Source organism: Peribacillus sp. TH14, assembly GCF_016651145.1.
Classification (GTDB): domain Bacteria; phylum Bacillota; class Bacilli; order Bacillales; family DSM-1321; genus Peribacillus; species Peribacillus butanolivorans.
The window spans coordinates 1,946,136-1,966,766 of record NZ_JAEKEK010000001.1 but is presented as its reverse complement, the minus strand read 5'-3'; the positions used below and the strand labels follow the sequence as shown (position 1 = coordinate 1,966,766).

The following is a 20,631-nucleotide window of genomic DNA, read 5'->3' as shown; positions in this document are numbered from 1 at the left end:
CCAACATGGAATATTTGAAACCATTTCATGTTTGAATCGTATAAAATAATACCTGTCCATAAAAGAAGGAAGATTGTATGTTAAAGGAAAAAGTTCTTAAGACCATTTATAGAAACGAATTAATTCAGGAAAAGTCGAAGTTGCTTGTAGGTGTTTCTGGGGGTCCTGACTCATTGGTTCTTCTCCATTTTCTAAAGCAAGTTCAACCTCTTTTTCATTACGAGTTAACTGTAGCGAGTGTTGACCATATGTTCCGTGGCGAGGAATCCTACGAAGATTATAAGTATGTCGAACAAATATGTGAACAGTGGGGCATCGTTTTTGAAGGTAGAAGGATCGACGTACCAGCCTATATAGAACAGACAGGAGAAAGCTCCCAATTAACTTCAAGAAAGTTACGTTTTGCTTTCTATGAAGAAATGATGGCTAAACACCAAACCTCCACTCTTGTTTTAGGGCATCATGGAGATGATCAAATTGAAACGGTGCTCATGCGTTTAACAAGAGGGGCGACAGGTAAGGCCAGAGCGGGTATTCCTCTAAAGAGACCTTTTCATACCGGTTATCTAATAAGGCCCTTTCTTGAACTTACCAAAGACGAAATAATTGAATATGCGGGTATTCATAAACTTGAGCCAAGGTATGACCCGAGCAACGAAAAAGATGACTATGTAAGAAACCGTTTTAGGCATGAAGTTCTTCCATTTTTAAAGAAAGAAAATAGAAAGGTTCACGATCATTTTCAACGCTTTAGTGAAGAACTTTATGAAGATGAAGAGTTTTTTCTGAACCTTGTCTCAAGCAAAATGCCTGAGGTTTGGGCTCAACAGGAAAAAGATTATGCAGTAATTCAGATTGATAGGGTTCTGGCGATGCCTAAACCTTTACAAAGAAGAGCGATTCAACTAATATTAAACTATCTTTATTTGGAGAGACCTTCATCGCTTTCAGCATTACATATTGACCAACTTTTAGCTTTGTTTTTAAATCCTCAACCATCTGCAGAATTGCATCTTCCGGAGGGCCTTATTGCGGAAAAATCATATAAAACTTGTACCTTTAGATTTTTTCGGCAAGAAAGCCAAAAATATTCCCTTAAATTACAAATTCCCGGTGAGACTATTCTTCCGAATGGATATAAGATTAAAGCGCACTATATAAAAGAAGAAATTCCCGTTCTTAGAGGAAACTATTCTTTTATTCTTCCCGAATCCGCGGTTCAGTTTCCGCTTACAGTCCGAACTAGGAATGAAGGCGAACGGATGGCAGTTAAGGGATTGGGTGGAAGTAAAAAGTTGAAGGAGATTTTTATTAATGAAAAAATCCCGTTGCTAGAAAGAAATGTATGGCCGGTTATCGTCGATCAGGCAGGAACGGTTATTTGGCTTCCTGGCTTGAAAAAATCGAATGTTGAACCGGATATAATTTCTGATGAAACATCTTTAATCTACTTAGAATATAAAAAAGCTTAATTCTTCATGGGGGGCAATTAATTACAATGACCATGCAAAATGACATTGAAAAAGTTTTAATAACTGAGGAAGAACTTCAAAAAAAAATCAGGGAACTTGGAGCACAGCTTGAAGCTGATTACCAAGGTAAGTTTCCGTTGGCTATCGGTGTGCTAAAAGGCGCCATGCCATTTATGTCAGATTTACTAAAACGTGTGGATACACACCTTGAAATGGACTTCATGGATGTTTCAAGCTACGGCAACTCCACTGTATCTTCTGGTGAAGTGAAAATCATTAAAGATCTTGATACATCAGTAGAAGGCCGTGATATTTTAATTATTGAAGACATTATCGACAGCGGTTTGACCCTGAGCTACCTTGCTGAACTTTTCCGTTATAGAAAAGCAAAATCAATTAAAATCGTTACCTTATTAGATAAACCAACAGGCAGGAAAGCAGATATTACTCCGGACTATTTTGGATTTATCGTACCAGACGCATTTGTTGTCGGATACGGTCTTGATTTTGCAGAAAAATATCGTAATCTCCCGTATATTGGCATATTAAAGCCTGAAATTTACTCGAATTAATAGTACCTGTTTGAAAGAGAAGACCAGATAAAAACAGCGGTGTTAAATTATTGTAATTCATTAATTTTATATGATAGTATTTACTATAGTTTGTTTACCCGTGGGAGGAGGTAAGGGATGAATCGGATCTTCCGTAATACCATATTTTATTTACTGATCTTTTTGGTCATCATTGGGATTGTAAGCATCTTTAATAATAACAATGAACCAACACAGAAAATGACCCAAGATGAATTCTATAAGCATTTGGAGAGTGGGGACGTTACATCACTAACGATGCAGCCCGAAAGCAGTGTGTTTGAAATCACAGGGAAGCTCAAAGGTTATGAGGAAAACAAATACTTTGTGACGTACGTGCCTTTCAGTGAATATTCGCAGAGTCGAATTAATGATGCCGTAACTAAGTTAGGTAAAGACATCATCACTGTTGAACCTCCAGAAAAGACAAGTGGCTGGGTGACATTTTTCACTTCCATTATTCCATTTGTAATCATTTTTATCCTCTTCTTCTTTTTACTTAACCAAGCTCAAGGTGGCGGCGGTGGTCGCGTCATGAACTTCGGGAAAAGTAAGGCGAAATTGTATAATGATGATAAGAAAAAAGTACGCTTCAATGATGTTGCTGGAGCGGACGAAGAAAAGCAGGAACTTGTAGAGGTCGTTGAATTTTTAAAAGATCCTCGCAAATATGCCGAGCTCGGTGCCCGTATTCCAAAAGGAGTACTTTTAGTGGGACCTCCTGGTACAGGTAAAACTTTACTTGCCCGGGCAGTAGCTGGTGAAGCCGGTACTCCTTTCTTCTCAATCAGTGGTTCTGATTTTGTTGAAATGTTTGTAGGGGTCGGTGCATCACGTGTTCGTGATTTGTTTGAAAATGCTAAGAAAAATGCACCATGTATCATCTTTATTGATGAAATTGATGCAGTAGGACGTCAACGTGGCGCTGGTCTTGGTGGCGGACACGATGAACGTGAACAAACGCTAAACCAATTACTTGTAGAAATGGACGGTTTCGGTGGAAATGAAGGTATCATTATTATCGCCGCGACAAACCGAGCTGATGTATTAGATCCGGCACTATTGCGCCCTGGACGTTTTGACCGTCAAATTACGGTTGGCCGCCCGGATGTTAAAGGCCGTGAAGAAGTACTGAAGGTCCATGCACGTAACAAGCCTTTAGCGGAGACTGTTGATTTAAAAGCAATAGCTCAGCGTACACCTGGATTTTCTGGTGCCGATCTTGAAAACTTACTAAATGAAGCAGCTCTTGTAGCAGCACGTCAAGATAAGAAGAAGATCGACATGTCCGATTTGGATGAAGCCTCGGATCGCGTTATTGCCGGACCTGCTAAGAAAAACCGTGTTATTTCTAAAAAAGAACGGAATATTGTAGCATGGCATGAAGCAGGCCATACTATTATCGGATTGGTTCTTGATGATGCCGAAGTGGTTCATAAAGTTACGATTGTCCCTCGTGGTCAAGCTGGTGGATATGCAGTAATGCTTCCGAAAGAAGATCGTTTCTTCATGACGGAGCCTGAACTAAAAGATAAGATTGTTGGCCTTTTAGGTGGCCGGGTTTCCGAAGAAGTTACATTCGGTGAAGTGAGTACCGGAGCTCATAATGACTTCCAACGTGCAACAGGCATAGCCCGTAGCATGGTTATGGAATATGGTATGAGTAAGCTTGGACCTCTTCAATTCGGTAATTCACAAGGTCAGGTCTTCTTAGGCCGCGATTTCAATAATGATCAAAATTATTCAGATGCAATAGCATATGAAATTGATCTTGAAATTCAACGTATCATTAGAGAAGCATACGAAAGATGTAAGAAAATTCTTACTGAAAATCGTGAAAAACTTGATTTGGTTGCCAAAACCTTGCTTGAAGTAGAAACACTTGATGCTGAACAAATCAAAGGTTTATTCCATAACGGTAAATTGCCAGAACGGGATTATACCGCTCTAAATGGGAATTTAACTACTGATGAGAATGTCAAGGTAAACATCAATACGAAGAAGGAAGAAAAAGAAGCTCTTTTAGATCCATTGGATAAGAGAGGACCTGAGGACCTTGAAGTAACGGAGGAAGGATTGAATACTCCTCCAATCAAAGAAGGAACACCTCAAGATCAGCCGCTTTCCTTCCCGAACGAAGATGACAATAAAAAGTCTTAAGTTGACTAATTCAAAAGGGTATTTCCGCCTCGGAAATACCCTTTTCTTAACCCTTAAATAAATATGTGGGGCTAAGAAAAATCTGATTGGATTTTTTTACCTCTCGAAAAGTTTGACTAATAGCGTGGGAAATAACAGTGTGGTATGATGTGGGAGAATAATTTACCGGAGTGATGATTACGATGATTTTTGTATTGGATGTTGGGAATACGAATACTGTATTGGGCGTATACGATGAAGATATTTTAAAATATCATTGGCGAATTGAGACGAGCCGTAATAAGACAGAAGATGAGTATGGAATGGTCATAAAGTCTTTGCTACAACATGAAGGTCTTTCGTTTGATCAATTCGATGGCATCATCATTTCTTCAGTTGTACCGCCAATTATGTTTGCACTTGAACGCATGTGTAAAAAATACTTTGGTATAAAACCGCTTATAGTGGGACCTGGAATAAAAACTGGATTGAATATTAAATACGAAAATCCCCGTGAGGTGGGAGCAGACCGAATTGTTAATGCTGTTGCAGGCATTCAGGAATATGGAAGCCCTCTCATTATCGTGGATTTTGGCACGGCAACGACATATTGCTATATAAATGAGGATAAACAATACATGGGTGGAGCCATTGCCCCGGGTATTAACATTTCTACAGAAGCACTTTATTCAAAAGCAGCCAAGCTTCCAAGAATAGAAATTAATCGTCCTGATGGGGTTATTGGGAAAAATACAGTATCCGCTATGCAGGCAGGCATTTTGTATGGGTATGTCGGGCAGGTAGAAGGAATCGTAAATCGAATTAAAGCACAAAGTAATCTAGAGCCAACGGTAATAGCTACTGGCGGACTAGCGACCTTAATTGCTAATGAGTCTACTGTGATTGACGTTGTTGAACCATTTTTGACCTTAAAAGGATTGCAGCTGATTTATAAACGTAATCGTGAGCAAGTGAAGAAATAAAGAAGGAATCACAGCATGGAAGGAGCACAACAAATGAAGGATTATCTAATAAAGGCGTTAGGCTATGAAGGACAGGTTCGGGCATATGCTGTTTCAACAACGGATACCGTAGGAGAAGCTCAGCGACGCCATTATACATGGCCTACTGCTTCCGCAGCCCTTGGGCGTGCAATGACGGCAGGCGTGATGATGGGCGGCATGTTAAAAGGTGAAGAAAAGCTGACGATTAAAATCGAAGGCGGAGGTCCAATTGGATCAATTCTTGTCGACAGTAACGCTAAGGGCGAAGTGCGGGGATATGTGACAAATCCTCAAACCCACTTTGACCTGAATAAACAAGGAAAGTTAGATGTCAGTAGAGCGGTTGGTACTGATGGATTGTTGACAGTTGTGAAAGATATTGGTCTGCGTGATCACTTTTCAGGACAAGTACCGCTTGTATCGGGAGAATTAGGAGAAGATTTCACTTATTATTTTGTAACTTCCGAACAGGTGCCTTCTTCAGTGGGGGTTGGGGTTCTGGTGAATCCGGATAATTCGATACTTGCAGCAGGTGGATTTATCATTCAACTAATGCCTGGTACATCCGATGACACGATTTCTAAAATCGAGAGTCGACTAAGCACGATAACTCCTGTCTCTAAAATGATTCAAAATGGCCTGACTCCAGAGGAAATCCTAACGGAGATTTTAGGTGAGGGTAATGTGAAAATCTTAGAAAAAATGGATGTCGAGTTCTCCTGTCAATGTTCAAGGGAGAGAATTGCCAATGCATTGATTAGTCTTGGACAAAATGAGATTCGGGATATTATTGAGACAGAGGGACATGCAGAGGCACAATGCCATTTTTGTAATGAGACCTACCAGTTCTCGAAAGAAGACCTTGAGGAATTAGAAGCAGAAACCAAAAAATAATTGACGGGGGAAAAGGGTTTTGCCTAAACAAAAGCTTCGGGCAATTATTGCCGGCCTTGCCTTGTTGAACCTATTGACTATCGTTATCTTTGTTATAAAACCATTAATCATCTCAAAATCCGTTATTGGGGAAGAAACGGTTGCAAAGATTGGATCTACAGATATTTCCCGGGAAGCATGGATTAATGAACTCGAAAAGAGATACGGGGAAGATGTTCTTGAGGAAATGGTCGATAAAGAGGTAGTGAAACAAGCTGCAGAAAAATACAAAGTGAAAACTTCGGATGAAGAGGTTGATCGGGAACTTAAAATGATGAAAACGATGTATGGGACCGCCGGTCAGACTCTTAATAAAAGTACAGATCAATTGAGGCAGGAAATTCAATCGAGTCTCCTGCTTGAGAAGTTGCTTACCAAGGACGTTTCGGTTTCCGAAACGGCGATGCAGAAATATTATGATAACAATAAGGATATATACCGAATCCCTACTACGTATCATATTTCTCATATTACCTCGTCTACAAAAAAGCAAGCAGATCAAATCATTAATGAGTTGGAGAAAGGCGTTTCGTTTGCTGTTTTAGCAATGGAAAAGTCGCTTGATGAATTTACTGCCAATCAAGGGGGCGACTTGGGATATATATCGCAAGATAACGAGCAAGTTTCTAAGGAATACATTACAGCTGCAGAGAAATTAAAGGTAAATAAGTGGAGTGGTCCTGTAGAAACAGATGAAGGGTGGGCTGTTCTCTATTTGCATGAAAAAATAGAGGGCAATCAATATACGTATGATGAAGTTAAAGACCAAATTCACCGCCAAATAGCTCTTGAACAGATTCAGTCACCGGTTTCCGGAAAGATTTTTTGGGACGAATTAGATGTAGAATGGTTTTATGGATTGAAAGAACAGAAATAGGTCAATAGTTGTGAAAGAAAATTTAGAATATAGTAGATAATCATTGACAATGAACTATTAAAACTGGTAACTTTAAATTAATAAAACCAATAAACATACTCGGTATTGGGATGATAAGGAGTGGAGAACATGGCACGTATAGCTAATTCTGTAATAGATTTGATTGGACAAACACCTATTGTAAAATTAAACAAGCTTCAAAATGAAAACAGTGCAGATATTTATTTGAAACTTGAGTATTTTAACCCGGGCAGTAGTGTAAAAGACCGAATCGCTCTTGCGATGATTGAAGCGGCAGAAAAAAGCGGAGACCTTAAACAAGGTGATACGATCATTGAACCTACAAGCGGAAACACTGGAATAGGGCTTGCAATGGTAGCTGCAGCAAAAGGATATAAATCTATCCTTGTTATGCCAGAAACAATGAGCTTGGAACGTCGTAACTTGCTTCGTGCTTATGGAGCAGAGTTAGTTCTTACACCTGGACCAGAAGGAATGAAAGGCGCAATTGCTAAGGCAACGGAGCTATCTAAAGAAAAAGGATACTTTATTCCACAGCAATTCGAAAACAAAGCAAATCCTGAAGTGCACCGTAACACTACTGGTCCTGAAATTGTAGAAGCTTTTGGTGACGATGGTCTGGATGCATTTATTGCAGGAATCGGTACTGGCGGAACAATTACAGGTGCGGGAGAAGTGCTACGTGAAAAATACCCTGACATTAAAATCTACGCTGTTGAGCCTGCAGATTCTCCTGTATTATCTGGCGGGAAACCAGGGCCACATAAAATTCAAGGAATCGGCGCAGGCTTCATCCCAAGTATTTTAAATACTGATCTTTACGATGAAATCATACAAGTTGATACAGAGGAATCGTTTGATTACGCACGTCGTGCAGCCAAAGAAGAAGGGATCCTTGGTGGAATTTCTTCTGGTGGTGCCATCGCTGCGGCTATTAAAGTAGCTGATAAACTTGGAAAAGGCAAAAAGGTACTTGCTATCATACCAAGTAATGGTGAACGTTACTTAAGTACACCGTTATATAACTTTGAGTAAGATTAACCATTAAACGAGAAGCAAAGTTCCTATAGGGGCTTTGCTTTTCTTTTTTGTAGTAAAGACTAACAGATTTTTTCTATTCTCTAAGGTGCTTGCACTTTACCTATGTAAATAGGTAAACTCGTATATATAGATTTTTTTGGTGAAGGAGAACGCTGGATGTCATTATCTGATACTTTAAAGATTACATGTGGTTCATTTGAATTGGATTACAGCAAGAAGACCTTAATTATGGGGATTTTAAATGTTACGCCAGATTCCTTTTCGGATGGCGGGAAATATAACCGGGTAGATGCTGCTTTGAAGCATGCTGAACAGATGGTTAAGGACGGAGCTGATGTTTTGGACATTGGCGGAGAGTCCACCCGTCCTAATTATGAGCGGATTTCGGATGAGGAAGAGATAGAGAGAGTAGCCCCTATCATTGAGGCTATCTCCCGTAATATTCAAGTTCCAATCTCAATCGATACATATAAGTCTAGGGTTGCAGAGGAAGCAGTAAAAGCAGGAGCGCATATATTAAATGATATTTGGGGGGCAAAGGCTGATACCATGATGGCAAGTGTTGCAGCAAAGTATCAGGTGCCGATTATTTTAATGCATAACCGGGACAAAATGGATTATCGTCATTTTGTCCGGGATGTCCTTCAAGATTTGTTTGAAAGCATCACGATTGTAAAGAAAGCGGGAGTCCAGGATGAAAATATCATTCTCGACCCCGGCATAGGGTTTGCGAAAGACTTAAAGTTAAATTTGGAAATGATGAGGAATCTTGATAAGCTGGTATCATTAGGTTACCCTGTGCTTCTTGCGACATCAAGAAAGTCCATGATTGGACATGTTCTCGATTTGCCGCCTAGTGAGCGAGTGGAAGGTACGGCTGCCACAATCTGTAATGGAATTCAACAAGGCTGTCAAATGGTACGTGTTCATGACGTTAAGGAAATGGCACGCACCGCTAAGATGATGGATGCTCTTTTAGGAAAAGGTGGTTTCAATGGATAAAATTTTTGTGAATAAAATGGAGTTTTATGGTTATCATGGTGTGTTTCCGGAAGAAACGAAGCTTGGGCAGCGGTTTAAAGTGGATTTGATTGTAGAGGCCGATTTAGCCAAGGCGGGGAAGAGTGATGAACTAGAGGACTCAATAAATTATGGAGAGTTATATGAAGTTTGTAAAGGCGTTGTTGAAGGGAAGCCGTTTAAGTTAGTGGAAGCCGTTGCCGAAGAGATTGCCTCAGAATTACTTAATAAGTTTTCTTCAATTGAGAAGTGCACCGTGAAAGTCTATAAACCAGATCCACCTATAGCAGGGCACTATGAATCGGTTGCTGTAGAAATTGTAAGAGGGCGCTGACGGTGGTAAATATTTCGTACCTTTCAATTGGATCGAATCTAGGAGATCGCCTAGTCACCATCCAAAACGCTTTCCAATTATTGGCTGAAAACGCACACATCGAGTTGGTTGCCTGCTCGTCTTTATACGAAACAGACCCAGTCGGATACGCTGATCAGGATTGTTTTTTAAACGCTGTTTTTAAAGTGAAAACGGATTTAAAGCCAGAGGAGTTACTGCGAACTTGTATGCAGATTGAACAAGGATTAGGAAGAAAAAGGGAAGTTAGATGGGGACCCCGTACTTTAGACCTTGACATTTTGTTATATAATCATGAAAATATTGAGACAGAGATTCTTTCAGTCCCACATCCTCGGATGCAAGAAAGAGCATTCGTGCTCGTGCCTTTAATGGAAGTGGACCCTGATATTAAACTTCCGCAAATGTATACACCTTTGAGCGGCCTGCTTGAACAGATTCCGGATAAAGAAGGAGTTCGATTATGGAAGGCGAAAAATGGGGAAGGCGTATTCGCGCTTTTCGAAAGTTAAAGGGATTTACCCAAGAAGGGTTTGCGAAAGAAATTGGCGTTTCTGTTTCCTTACTAGGAGAAGTCGAAAGAGGGAACCGCAATCCTTCAGAGTCGTTTTTAATAGAAGTGGCGGATGTGCTCCGTGTTTCCATTGAGGAGCTTAGACCGCCTGAGGATAAATGAAAGAATGTTATAGGAGGCCACACCGTGTTAAAAATAGGCGATATTGAAATGAAGAATCCAGTAGTGCTTGCACCGATGGCTGGAGTATGTAACTCAGCATTCCGTTTGACGGTCAAAGAATTTGGTGCTGGATTAGTCTGCGCGGAGATGGTCAGTGATAAGGGAATCGTTCTTCAAAATGCAAGAACGATGAATATGCTTTATATAGATGAAAGAGAGAAGCCGCTAAGCTTGCAAATCTTTGGTGGTGAAAAGAAATCATTGGTAGAAGCTGCACAGTTTGTAGATAAAAATACAAATGCCGACATCATTGATATAAATATGGGTTGCCCTGTTCCGAAGATCACCAAATGTGATGCTGGTGCAAAATGGTTACTAGACCCGAATAAAATTTATGAGATGGTTTCAGCGGTTGTTGATGCTGTTGAAAAGCCAGTTACTGTTAAAATGCGTATGGGCTGGGACGAGGAACATATCTTTGCTATTCAAAATGCTCAAGCTGTGGAACGTGCAGGTGGTAAAGCAGTTTCTCTCCATGGTAGAACTCGAGTTCAAATGTATGAAGGAAAAGCTAACTGGGATATCATTCGTGAAGTGAAAAAATCCATTAATATTCCCCTTATCGGGAACGGTGATGTGGAAACACCTCAGGAAGCGGAGAGAATGTTAAAAGAGACTGGTGTCGATGGAGTCATGATTGGCCGTGCAGCTCTAGGTAATCCTTGGATGATCTACCGTACTGTTAAATATTTAGAAACAGGACAACTGATGGATGAGCCTACAGTTCGTGAAAAAATGGATGTTTGCGTTCTTCACATGGATCGACTAATTGCATTGAAAAATGAAAATGTTGCTGTCCGTGAAATGCGCAAGCATGCTTCTTGGTACCTAAAGGGTGTTAAAGGGAATGCTAATGCTCGTAAAGGCATTAATGATTGTGAGACAAGAGAAGATGTTGTAAGCCTTCTTTATGGACTTGTTGATGATATTGAAGCGAAGCAACAGAATATTCAAATGGTCTGATGTTTGACATTACCTTCCTGTTTTCCTATAATACGCTTATCTAAAACTGCCAGTAATCCTGGCAGTTTTTATATGTACATAAACAAGATTTTAAGATAAAAAGCTGTTGAATTCCTTTACTTTATGTAAGAATAAATACGTATGCAAAAGAAATCCTCAATAATTATATAAGTTTTTTATTAATAGAGATGGAGATGATTTTCGTGAGTCATGAAGAATTAAATGACCAACTGCAGGTAAGACGCGATAAAATGCAGGCCATGATTGATAATGGACAAGACCCTTTTGGGAGCAGATTCGAACGTACCCATAACGCCCAGGAGATTGTAAGCGCATATGGTGAATTAGAGAAAGAAGAACTAGAGGAAAAAGAGATCGAGGTTACGATTGCGGGTCGTGTAATGACTAAACGTGGGAAAGGGAAAGCAGGATTTGCTCATATTCAGGATATCAGCGGTCAAATCCAAATCTACGTTCGTTTAGATAAAATTGGTGAAGATTCATACAAGTTATTCAACCAAACGGATCTTGGAGATATCGTAGGGATCACTGGTGTTATCTTTAAAACAAAAGTTGGAGAACTTTCTATTAAAGCTAATGACTTTGTGTTCCTTGCCAAAGCGCTTCGCCCGCTACCTGATAAGTTTCATGGTCTGAAGGATGTCGAAGAACGTTATCGGAAACGTTATGTGGATTTAATTACAAATGAGGAAAGCAAAAACACCTTAATCATGCGCAGTCGAATTGTTCAGGCTATGAGACGTTATTTAGACGATCATGGATATCTGGAAGTGGAAACGCCGCTATTACACTCTGTTGCAGGTGGAGCTGCTGCGCGCCCTTTCCTTACTCATCATAATGCGCTTGATATGCCATTGAACTTGAGGATTGCTATTGAACTTCATCTAAAACGCCTGATTGTCGGTGGGTTAGAGAAAGTTTATGAAATCGGCCGTGTATTCAGAAATGAAGGTGTATCTACAAGACATAATCCAGAATTCACTCTAATTGAATTATATGAGGCCTATGCGGATTATAAGGATATTATGAGTCTGACAGAAAACCTGGTTGCTCATATTGCTCAAGAAGTTCTGGGTACAACAACCATTCAATATGGAGAATATGAGATAGAATTAAAACCAGAATGGAAACGACTTCACATGGTTGACGCTGTAAAAGAATACACAGGTGTAGACTTCTGGACTCACATGAGTAAGGAAGAGGCACAGCAGCTTGCTAAAGACAATGGCATTGAAGTGAAGGAATCCATGGAGTTTGGCCATATTGTAAATGAATTCTTTGAACAGAAGGTAGAAGACAAATTAATTCAACCTACGTTCATTTATGGACATCCGGTAGAAATTTCTCCATTAGCTAAGAAAAATCCGGAAGATTCCCGTTTTACTGATCGTTTTGAACTATTCATTGTGGGTAGAGAGCATGCAAATGCTTTCACGGAACTTAATGATCCTATTGATCAACGTCAACGCTTTGAAGCTCAATTAAAAGAGCGTGAGCAAGGTAATGATGAAGCTCATGAAATGGATGAGGATTTCTTGGAAGCCTTAGAATACGGCATGCCACCAACTGGTGGATTGGGAATTGGTGTTGACCGACTAGTTATGCTATTAACCAATTCACCTTCAATCCGTGATGTCCTGTTATTCCCGTTAATGAGACATCGCTAATAATATATGAAGAGTAAAAAAGGAAACCGAGTTGGGCCTGAGGATCCATAGAGCATAGCTCTTGGTCCTCGGGCAGTCCAGTTCGGTTTTTGTTTTTTAATAATAATTTAACAGGCTATTTATTGATTGAATTCTAAGGCATGAAAGAAAAACAATATTATCTCAAAAAAACTTTATAAAAGGTATTGCGCAGTTAACCTAATGATGTTATATTTATATCTGTTGTTACGAACGAGTTTCAAATGGATTACAAACTTTTAAAAAAAGTTTTAAAAAGTTGTTGACTCGAAGTAATGAAATGTGTTATTATAAATAAGCTGTTCCGAAAGACATTGCTCTTTGAAAACTGAACAAAACAAAGCGCCAACGTTAAATTTTAAGTGAGCACACACTATCAAAAAAGCAAAATGAGCAAGTCAAACATTTCTTCGGAGAGTTTGATCCTGGCTCAGGACGAACGCTGGCGGCGTGCCTAATACATGCAAGTCGAGCGAATCGATGGGAGCTTGCTCCCTGAGATTAGCGGCGGACGGGTGAGTAACACGTGGGCAACCTGCCTATAAGACTGGGATAACTTCGGGAAACCGGAGCTAATACCGGATATGTTCTTTTCTCGCATGAGAGAAGATGGAAAGACGGTTTTGCTGTCACTTATAGATGGGCCCGCGGCGCATTAGCTAGTTGGTGAGGTAATGGCTCACCAAGGCGACGATGCGTAGCCGACCTGAGAGGGTGATCGGCCACACTGGGACTGAGACACGGCCCAGACTCCTACGGGAGGCAGCAGTAGGGAATCTTCCGCAATGGACGAAAGTCTGACGGAGCAACGCCGCGTGAACGAAGAAGGCCTTCGGGTCGTAAAGTTCTGTTGTTAGGGAAGAACAAGTACCAGAGTAACTGCTGGTACCTTGACGGTACCTAACCAGAAAGCCACGGCTAACTACGTGCCAGCAGCCGCGGTAATACGTAGGTGGCAAGCGTTGTCCGGAATTATTGGGCGTAAAGCGCGCGCAGGTGGTTCCTTAAGTCTGATGTGAAAGCCCACGGCTCAACCGTGGAGGGTCATTGGAAACTGGGGAACTTGAGTGCAGAAGAGGAAAGTGGAATTCCAAGTGTAGCGGTGAAATGCGTAGAGATTTGGAGGAACACCAGTGGCGAAGGCGACTTTCTGGTCTGTAACTGACACTGAGGCGCGAAAGCGTGGGGAGCAAACAGGATTAGATACCCTGGTAGTCCACGCCGTAAACGATGAGTGCTAAGTGTTAGAGGGTTTCCGCCCTTTAGTGCTGCAGCTAACGCATTAAGCACTCCGCCTGGGGAGTACGGCCGCAAGGCTGAAACTCAAAGGAATTGACGGGGGCCCGCACAAGCGGTGGAGCATGTGGTTTAATTCGAAGCAACGCGAAGAACCTTACCAGGTCTTGACATCCTCTGACAACCCTAGAGATAGGGCGTTCCCCTTCGGGGGACAGAGTGACAGGTGGTGCATGGTTGTCGTCAGCTCGTGTCGTGAGATGTTGGGTTAAGTCCCGCAACGAGCGCAACCCTTGATCTTAGTTGCCAGCATTCAGTTGGGCACTCTAAGGTGACTGCCGGTGACAAACCGGAGGAAGGTGGGGATGACGTCAAATCATCATGCCCCTTATGACCTGGGCTACACACGTGCTACAATGGATGGTACAAAGGGCTGCAAACCTGCGAAGGTAAGCGAATCCCATAAAGCCATTCTCAGTTCGGATTGTAGGCTGCAACTCGCCTACATGAAGCCGGAATCGCTAGTAATCGCGGATCAGCATGCCGCGGTGAATACGTTCCCGGGCCTTGTACACACCGCCCGTCACACCACGAGAGTTTGTAACACCCGAAGTCGGTGAGGTAACCTTTATGGAGCCAGCCGCCTAAGGTGGGACAGATGATTGGGGTGAAGTCGTAACAAGGTAGCCGTATCGGAAGGTGCGGCTGGATCACCTCCTTTCTAAGGATAAATACGAGAGCGCTTTTGTTTTGTTCAGTTTTGAATGAGTAATTCATTCAGATTCGAAAGATCTCATCACGTTGTGATGAAGTTTTTTCTTCTTTGTTCCTTGAAAACTAGATAATAGATAGAAGGCAATTAATTTTTTCAAAGCATCAGTAAGATCTTTTTAACGGTTAAGTTAGAAAGGGCGCACGGTGGATGCCTTGGCACTAGGAGCCGATGAAGGACGGGACTAACACCGATATGCTTCGGGGAGCTGTAAGTAAGCTTTGATCCGGAGATTTCCGAATGGGGAAACCCACTGTTCGTAATGGAACAGTATCTTTACCTGAATACATAGGGTACTGAAGGCAGACCCGGGGAACTGAAACATCTAAGTACCCGGAGGAAGAGAAAGCAAATGCGATTTCCTGAGTAGCGGCGAGCGAAACGGAATTAGCCCAAACCAAGAGGCTTGCCTCTTGGGGTTGTAGGACACTCAACATGGAGTTACAAAGGAACGGGGTAAATGAAGTGATCTGGAAAGGTCCGTCAAAGAAGGTAAAAACCCTGTAGTTGAAACTTCGTTCCCTCCTGAGTGGATCCTGAGTACGGCGGGACACGAGAAATCCCGTCGGAAGCAGGGAGGACCATCTCCCAAGGCTAAATACTACCTAGTGACCGATAGTGAACCAGTACCGTGAGGGAAAGGTGAAAAGCACCCCGGAAGGGGAGTGAAATAGATCCTGAAACCGTGTGCCTACAAGTAGTCAAAGCCCGTTAATGGGTAATGGCGTGCCTTTTGTAGAATGAACCGGCGAGTTACGATTTCATGCGAGGTTAAGTTGATAAGACGGAGCCGCAGCGAAAGCGAGTCTGAATAGGGCGAATGAGTATGAGGTCGTAGACCCGAAACCAGGTGATCTACCCATGTCCAGGGTGAAGTTCAGGTAACACTGAATGGAGGCCCGAACCCACGCACGTTGAAAAGTGCGGGGATGAGGTGTGGGTAGCGGAGAAATTCCAATCGAACCTGGAGATAGCTGGTTCTCTCCGAAATAGCTTTAGGGCTAGCCTCAAGATGAGAGTATTGGAGGTAGAGCACTGATTGGACTAGGGGCCCCCAACGGGTTACCGAATTCAGTCAAACTCCGAATGCCAAATACTTATTCTTGGGAGTCAGACTGCGAGTGATAAGATCCGTAGTCGAAAGGGAAACAGCCCAGACCACCAGCTAAGGTCCCAAAGTATACGTTAAGTGGAAAAGGATGTGGAGTTGCTTAGACAACCAGGATGTTGGCTCAGAAGCAGCCATCATTTAAAGAGTGCGTAATAGCTCACTGGTCGAGTGACTCCGCGCCGAAAATGTACCGGGGCTAAACGTATCACCGAAGCTGTGGATTGACACCGTATGGTGTCGATGGTAGGAGAGCGTTCTAAGGGCGTTGAAGTCAGACCGGAAGGACTGGTGGAGCGCTTAGAAGTGAGAATGCCGGTATGAGTAGCGAAAGAAGGGTGAGAATCCCTTCCACCGAATGCCTAAGGTTTCCTGAGGAAGGCTCGTCCGCTCAGGGTTAGTCGGGACCTAAGCCGAGGCCGAAAGGCGTAGGCGATGGACAACAGGTTGATATTCCTGTACCACCTATACATCGTTTGAACGATGGGGGGACGCAGAAGGATAGGGTAAGCGCGCTGTTGGATATGCGCGTCCAAGCAGTTAGGCCGGAAACGAGGCAAATCCCGTTTCCATTAAGGCGGAGCTGTGATGGCGAGGGAAATATAGTACCGAAGTTCCTGATTCCACGCTGCCAAGAAAAGCCTCTAGTGAGATGTAAGGTGCCCGTACCGCAAACCGACACAGGTAGGCGAGGAGAGAATCCTAAGGTGTGCGAGAGAACTCTCGTTAAGGAACTCGGCAAAATGACCCCGTAACTTCGGGAGAAGGGGTGCTTTTAGGGTGAATAGCCCGGAAAAGCCGCAGTGAATAGGCCCAGGCGACTGTTTAGCAAAAACACAGGTCTCTGCGAAGCCGCAAGGCGAAGTATAGGGGCTGACACCTGCCCGGTGCTGGAAGGTTAAGGGGAGAGGTTAGCGCAAGCGAAGCTTTGAACCGAAGCCCCAGTAAACGGCGGCCGTAACTATAACGGTCCTAAGGTAGCGAAATTCCTTGTCGGGTAAGTTCCGACCCGCACGAAAGGTGTAACGATCTGGGCACTGTCTCAACGAGAGACTCGGTGAAATTATAGTACCTGTGAAGATGCAGGTTACCCGCGACAGGACGGAAAGACCCCGTGGAGCTTTACTGCGACTCTGATATTGAATTTTGGTACAGCTTGTACAGGATAGGTAGGAGCCTGAGAAGCCGGAGCGCTAGCTTCGGTGGAGGCGTTGGTGGGATACTACCCTGGCTGTATTGAAATTCTAACCCGCGCCCCTTATCGGGGTGGGAGACAGTGTCAGGTGGGCAGTTTGACTGGGGCGGTCGCCTCCTAAAGAGTAACGGAGGCGCCCAAAGGTTCCCTCAGAATGGTTGGAAATCATTCGTAGAGTGTAAAGGCACAAGGGAGCTTGACTGCGAGACCTACAAGTCGAGCAGGGACGAAAGTCGGGCTTAGTGATCCGGTGGTTCCGCATGGAAGGGCCATCGCTCAACGGATAAAAGCTACCCCGGGGATAACAGGCTTATCTCCCCAAGAGTCCACATCGACGGGGAGGTTTGGCACCTCGATGTCGGCTCATCGCATCCTGGGGCTGTAGTCGGTCCCAAGGGTTGGGCTGTTCGCCCATTAAAGCGGTACGCGAGCTGGGTTCAGAACGTCGTGAGACAGTTCGGTCCCTATCCGTCGCGGGCGCAGGAAATTTGAGAGGAGCTGTCCTTAGTACGAGAGGACCGGGATGGACGCACCGCTGGTGTACCAGTTGTCTTGCCAAAGGCATAGCTGGGTAGCTACGTGCGGACGGGATAAGTGCTGAAAGCATCTAAGCATGAAGCCCCCCTCGAGATGAGATTTCCCATAGCGCAAGCTAGTAAGATCCCTGAAAGATGATCAGGTTGATAGGTCAGAGGTGGAAGCGTGGCGACATGTGGAGCTGACTGATACTAATAGATCGAGGACTTAACCACGCTTTAAAAAATGAAATACCTTCTTATTATCTAGTTTTGAAGGAACAACGTTCCTTTATTGTTTGGTGGCGATAGCGAAGAGGTCACACCCGTTCCCATTCCGAACACGGCAGTTAAGCTCTTCAGCGCCGATGGTAGTTGGGGGTTTCCCCCTGTGAGAGTAGGACGCCGCCAAGCAGTTTCATATGGAGGATTAGCTCAGCTGGGAGAGCATCTGCCTTACAAGCAGAGGGTCGGCGGTTCGATCCCGTCATCCTCCACCATTTTTACACCTGCCGGTGTAGCTCAACTGGTAGAGCAACTGACTTGTAATCAGTAGGTTGGGGGTTCAAGTCCTCTTGCCGGCACCATTTTCATACAAGCTTAATATAGCATTTATAAATAGTTTCTATGAGCCATTAGCTCAGTTGGTAGAGCATCTGACTTTTAATCAGAGGGTCGAAGGTTCGAATCCTTCATGGCTCACCATTTTATTATGCGGGTGTGGCGGAATTGGCAGACGCACCAGACTTAGGATCTGGCGCCGCAAGGCGTGGGGGTTCAAGTCCCTTCACCCGCATGTTTGCGGAAGTAGTTCAGTGGTAGAATACAACCTTGCCAAGGTTGGGGTCGCGGGTTCGAATCCCGTCTTCCGCTCCACTATTTATTTATGCCGGGGTGGCGGAACTGGCAGACGCACAGGACTTAAAATCCTGCGGTAGGTGACTACCGTACCGGTTCGATTCCGGTCCTCGGCACCATCTTAATATGCGCCCGTAGCTCAATTGGATAGAGCATCTGACTACGAATCAGAAGGTTGTAGGTTCGACTCCCGCCGGGCGCACCATGTTTTTTCGGGAAGTAGCTCAGCTTGGTAGAGCACTTGGTTTGGGACCAAGGGGTCGCAGGTTCGAATCCTGTCTTCCCGACCATTGATTTTTGGGGCCTTAGCTCAGCTGGGAGAGCGCCTGCCTTGCACGCAGGAGGTCAGCGGTTCGATCCCGCTAGGCTCCACCAAAAAAACTTGACAAGCTAAACAAGCTTTGATATGATGTAAAAGTTGATTCTTTAAAGGAATCAAATATTGCTCTTTGAAAACTGAACAAAACAAAGCGCCAACGTTAAATTTTAAGTGAGCACACACTATCAAAAAAGCAAAATGAGCAAGTCAAACATTTCTTCGGAGAGTTTGATCCTGGCTCAGGACGAACGCTGGCGGCGTGCCTAATACATGCAAGTCGAGCGAATCGATGGGAGCTTGCTCCCTGAGATTAGCGGCGGACGGGTGAGTAACACGTGGGCAACCTGCCTATAAGACTGGGATAACTTCGGGAAACCGGAGCTAATACCGGATACGTTCTTTTCTCGCATGAGAGAAGATGGAAAGACGGCCTCTAGCTGTCACTTATAGATGGGCCCGCGGCGCATTAGCTAGTTGGTGAGGTAATGGCTCACCAAGGCGACGATGCGTAGCCGACCTGAGAGGGTGATCGGCCACACTGGGACTGAGACACGGCCCAGACTCCTACGGGAGGCAGCAGTAGGGAATCTTCCGCAATGGACGAAAGTCTGACGGAGCAACGCCGCGTGAACGAAGAAGGCCTTCGGGTCGTAAAGTTCTGTTGTTAGGGAAGAACAAGTACCAGAGTAACTGCTGGTACCTTGACGGTACCTAACCAGAAAGCCACGGCTAACTACGTGCCAGCGAACTCGCGGTAATACGTAGGTGGCAAGCGTTGTCCGGAATTATTGGGCGTAAAGCGCGCGCAGGTGGTTCCTTAAGTCTGATGTGAAAGCCCACGGCTCAACCGTGGAGGGTCATTGGAAACTGGGGAACTTGAGTGCAGAAGAGGAAAGTGGAATTCCAAGTGTAGCGGTGAAATGCGTAGAGATTTGGAGGAACACCAGTGGCGAAGGCGACTTTCTGGTCTGTAACTGACACTGAGGCGCGAAAGCGTGGGGAGCAAACAGGATTAGATACCCTGGTAGTCCACGCCGTAAACGATGAGTGCTAAGTGTTAGAGGGTTTCCGCCCTTTAGTGCTGCAGCTAACGCATTAAGCACTCCGCCTGGGGAGTACGGCCGCAAGGCTGAAACTCAAAGGAATTGACGGGGGCCCGCACAAGCGGTGGAGCATGTGGTTTAATTCGAAGCAACGCGAAGAACCTTACCAGGTCTTGACATCCTCTGACAACCCTAGAGATAGGGCGTTCCCCTTCGGGGGACAGAGTGACAGGTGGTGCATGGTTGTCGTCAGCTCGTGTCGTGAGATGTTGGGTTAAGTCCCGCAACGAGCGCAACCCTTGATCTTAGTTGCCAGCATTCAGTTGGGCACTCTAAGGTGACTGCCGGTGACAAACCGGAGGAAGGTGGGGATGACGTCAAATCATCATGCCCCTTATGACCTGGGCTACACACGTGCTACAATGGATGGTACAAAGGGCTGCAAACCTGCGAAGGTAAGCGAATCCCATAAAGCCATTCTCAGTTCGGATTGTAGGCTGCAACTCGCCTACATGAAGCCGGAATCGCTAGTAATCGCGGATCAGCATGCCGCGGTGAATACGTTCCCGGGCCTTGTACACACCGCCCGTCACACCACGAGAGTTTGTAACACCCGAAGTCGGTGAGGTAACCTTTATGGAGCCAGCCGCCTAAGGTGGGACAGATGATTGGGGTGAAGTCGTAACAAGGTAGCCGTATCGGAAGGTGCGGCTGGATCACCTCCTTTCTAA

Annotated in this window: 13 protein-coding genes, 9 tRNA genes and 4 rRNA genes; all 26 read left to right on the top strand. The window is 44.2% G+C overall.

Annotated features, from left to right (window positions below; translation table 11 throughout):
- Positions 1-77: 77 nt before the first annotated feature.
- A complete protein-coding gene (gene tilS / locus JFU50_RS09545; RefSeq protein ID WP_201187818.1) occupies positions 78-1,472 on the top strand; it encodes a tRNA lysidine(34) synthetase TilS in 1,395 nt (464 codons plus the stop codon).
- Between the two features lie 32 nt (positions 1,473-1,504).
- Entirely contained in the window at positions 1,505-2,044 is a 540-nt protein-coding gene (hpt, locus tag JFU50_RS09540) for a hypoxanthine phosphoribosyltransferase (RefSeq protein WP_053349019.1), read from the top strand.
- A 117-nt stretch (positions 2,045-2,161) separates the two neighbouring features.
- Positions 2,162-4,222 carry an ATP-dependent zinc metalloprotease FtsH gene (ftsH, locus tag JFU50_RS09535; RefSeq protein ID WP_082612830.1) on the top strand — a complete coding sequence of 687 codons (2,061 nt, stop codon included), beginning with the start codon at positions 2,162-2,164 and terminating at the stop codon, positions 4,220-4,222.
- A 182-nt stretch (positions 4,223-4,404) separates the two neighbouring features.
- Entirely contained in the window at positions 4,405-5,184 is a 780-nt protein-coding gene (locus JFU50_RS09530; protein ID WP_201187820.1) for a type III pantothenate kinase, read from the top strand.
- 33 nt (positions 5,185-5,217) lie between these two features.
- Positions 5,218-6,099: an Hsp33 family molecular chaperone HslO gene (gene hslO, locus JFU50_RS09525; protein ID WP_057217165.1), complete on the top strand. Its 882-nt coding sequence runs from the start codon at positions 5,218-5,220 to the stop codon at positions 6,097-6,099.
- A 19-nt stretch (positions 6,100-6,118) separates the two neighbouring features.
- Positions 6,119-7,015, top strand: coding sequence for a peptidyl-prolyl cis-trans isomerase (locus tag JFU50_RS09520; protein WP_053348977.1), 897 nt, complete (start codon positions 6,119-6,121; stop codon positions 7,013-7,015).
- 129 nt (positions 7,016-7,144) lie between these two features.
- Positions 7,145-8,071, top strand: coding sequence for a cysteine synthase A (cysK, locus tag JFU50_RS09515; RefSeq protein ID WP_053348976.1), 927 nt, complete (start codon positions 7,145-7,147; stop codon positions 8,069-8,071).
- Between the two features lie 162 nt (positions 8,072-8,233).
- Positions 8,234-9,079 (top strand): dihydropteroate synthase, encoded by an 846-nt coding sequence (gene folP / locus JFU50_RS09510; RefSeq protein ID WP_201187824.1) that lies wholly within the window; start codon positions 8,234-8,236, stop codon positions 9,077-9,079.
- Positions 9,072-9,431 carry a dihydroneopterin aldolase gene (gene folB / locus JFU50_RS09505; protein WP_201187826.1) on the top strand — a complete coding sequence of 120 codons (360 nt, stop codon included), beginning with the start codon at positions 9,072-9,074 and terminating at the stop codon, positions 9,429-9,431. The genes folP and folB overlap by 8 nt, the downstream gene beginning before the upstream one ends.
- Before the next feature lie 2 nt (positions 9,432-9,433).
- Positions 9,434-9,961 (top strand): 2-amino-4-hydroxy-6-hydroxymethyldihydropteridine diphosphokinase, encoded by a 528-nt coding sequence (gene folK, locus JFU50_RS09500; protein ID WP_201222459.1) that lies wholly within the window; start codon positions 9,434-9,436, stop codon positions 9,959-9,961.
- Positions 9,913-10,125, top strand: coding sequence for a helix-turn-helix domain-containing protein (locus tag JFU50_RS09495; RefSeq protein ID WP_098177753.1), 213 nt, complete (start codon positions 9,913-9,915; stop codon positions 10,123-10,125). The genes folK and JFU50_RS09495 overlap by 49 nt, the downstream gene beginning before the upstream one ends.
- A gap of 24 nt (positions 10,126-10,149) precedes the next feature.
- Positions 10,150-11,148 carry a tRNA dihydrouridine synthase DusB gene (dusB, locus tag JFU50_RS09490; protein WP_053348971.1) on the top strand — a complete coding sequence of 333 codons (999 nt, stop codon included), beginning with the start codon at positions 10,150-10,152 and terminating at the stop codon, positions 11,146-11,148.
- 188 nt (positions 11,149-11,336) lie between these two features.
- Entirely contained in the window at positions 11,337-12,836 is a 1,500-nt protein-coding gene (gene lysS, locus JFU50_RS09485) for a lysine--tRNA ligase (RefSeq protein ID WP_277950976.1), read from the top strand.
- A 425-nt stretch (positions 12,837-13,261) separates the two neighbouring features.
- Positions 13,262-14,811: ribosomal RNA gene (locus JFU50_RS09480) — 16S ribosomal RNA — on the top strand.
- Positions 14,812-14,985: 174 nt separating this feature from the next.
- A 23S ribosomal RNA gene (locus tag JFU50_RS09475) occupies positions 14,986-17,917 on the top strand.
- Between the two features lie 61 nt (positions 17,918-17,978).
- Positions 17,979-18,094, top strand: a 5S ribosomal RNA gene (gene rrf, locus JFU50_RS09470).
- 10 nt (positions 18,095-18,104) lie between these two features.
- A tRNA-Val gene (locus tag JFU50_RS09465) sits at positions 18,105-18,180 on the top strand.
- An 11-nt stretch (positions 18,181-18,191) separates the two neighbouring features.
- Positions 18,192-18,267, top strand: a tRNA-Thr gene (locus JFU50_RS09460).
- Positions 18,268-18,309: 42 nt separating this feature from the next.
- A tRNA-Lys gene (locus JFU50_RS09455) sits at positions 18,310-18,385 on the top strand.
- A 9-nt stretch (positions 18,386-18,394) separates the two neighbouring features.
- A tRNA-Leu gene (locus JFU50_RS09450) sits at positions 18,395-18,476 on the top strand.
- Positions 18,477-18,481: 5 nt separating this feature from the next.
- Positions 18,482-18,556, top strand: a tRNA-Gly gene (locus JFU50_RS09445).
- A 12-nt stretch (positions 18,557-18,568) separates the two neighbouring features.
- A tRNA-Leu gene (locus JFU50_RS09440) sits at positions 18,569-18,657 on the top strand.
- 9 nt (positions 18,658-18,666) lie between these two features.
- Positions 18,667-18,743, top strand: a tRNA-Arg gene (locus JFU50_RS09435).
- 8 nt (positions 18,744-18,751) lie between these two features.
- Positions 18,752-18,828, top strand: a tRNA-Pro gene (locus JFU50_RS09430).
- 9 nt (positions 18,829-18,837) lie between these two features.
- Positions 18,838-18,913 (top strand) — tRNA-Ala (locus JFU50_RS09425).
- 160 nt (positions 18,914-19,073) lie between these two features.
- Positions 19,074-20,627, top strand: a 16S ribosomal RNA gene (locus JFU50_RS09420).
- Together the 16S, 23S and 5S rRNA genes with 9 tRNA genes alongside form the textbook arrangement of a ribosomal RNA operon.
- Positions 20,628-20,631 lie beyond the last annotated feature (4 nt).

Bases quoted from the DNA above. Each gene is read 5' to 3' on its own strand.
- hpt (WP_053349019.1), top strand. From the start codon at position 1,505: ATGCAAAATGACATTGAAAAAGTTTTAATAACTGAGGAAGAACTTCAA.
- tilS (WP_201187818.1), top strand. From the start codon at position 78: ATGTTAAAGGAAAAAGTTCTTAAGACCATTTATAGAAACGAATTAATT.
- ftsH (WP_082612830.1), top strand. From the start codon at position 2,162: ATGAATCGGATCTTCCGTAATACCATATTTTATTTACTGATCTTTTTG.
- hslO (WP_057217165.1), top strand. From the start codon at position 5,218: ATGAAGGATTATCTAATAAAGGCGTTAGGCTATGAAGGACAGGTTCGG.
- JFU50_RS09495 (WP_098177753.1), top strand. From the start codon at position 9,913: ATGGAAGGCGAAAAATGGGGAAGGCGTATTCGCGCTTTTCGAAAGTTA.
- JFU50_RS09530 (WP_201187820.1), top strand. From the start codon at position 4,405: ATGATTTTTGTATTGGATGTTGGGAATACGAATACTGTATTGGGCGTA.
- lysS (WP_277950976.1), top strand. From the start codon at position 11,337: ATGGAGATGATTTTCGTGAGTCATGAAGAATTAAATGACCAACTGCAG.
- folB (WP_201187826.1), top strand. From the start codon at position 9,072: ATGGATAAAATTTTTGTGAATAAAATGGAGTTTTATGGTTATCATGGT.
- folP (WP_201187824.1), top strand. From the start codon at position 8,234: ATGTCATTATCTGATACTTTAAAGATTACATGTGGTTCATTTGAATTG.
- cysK (WP_053348976.1), top strand. From the start codon at position 7,145: ATGGCACGTATAGCTAATTCTGTAATAGATTTGATTGGACAAACACCT.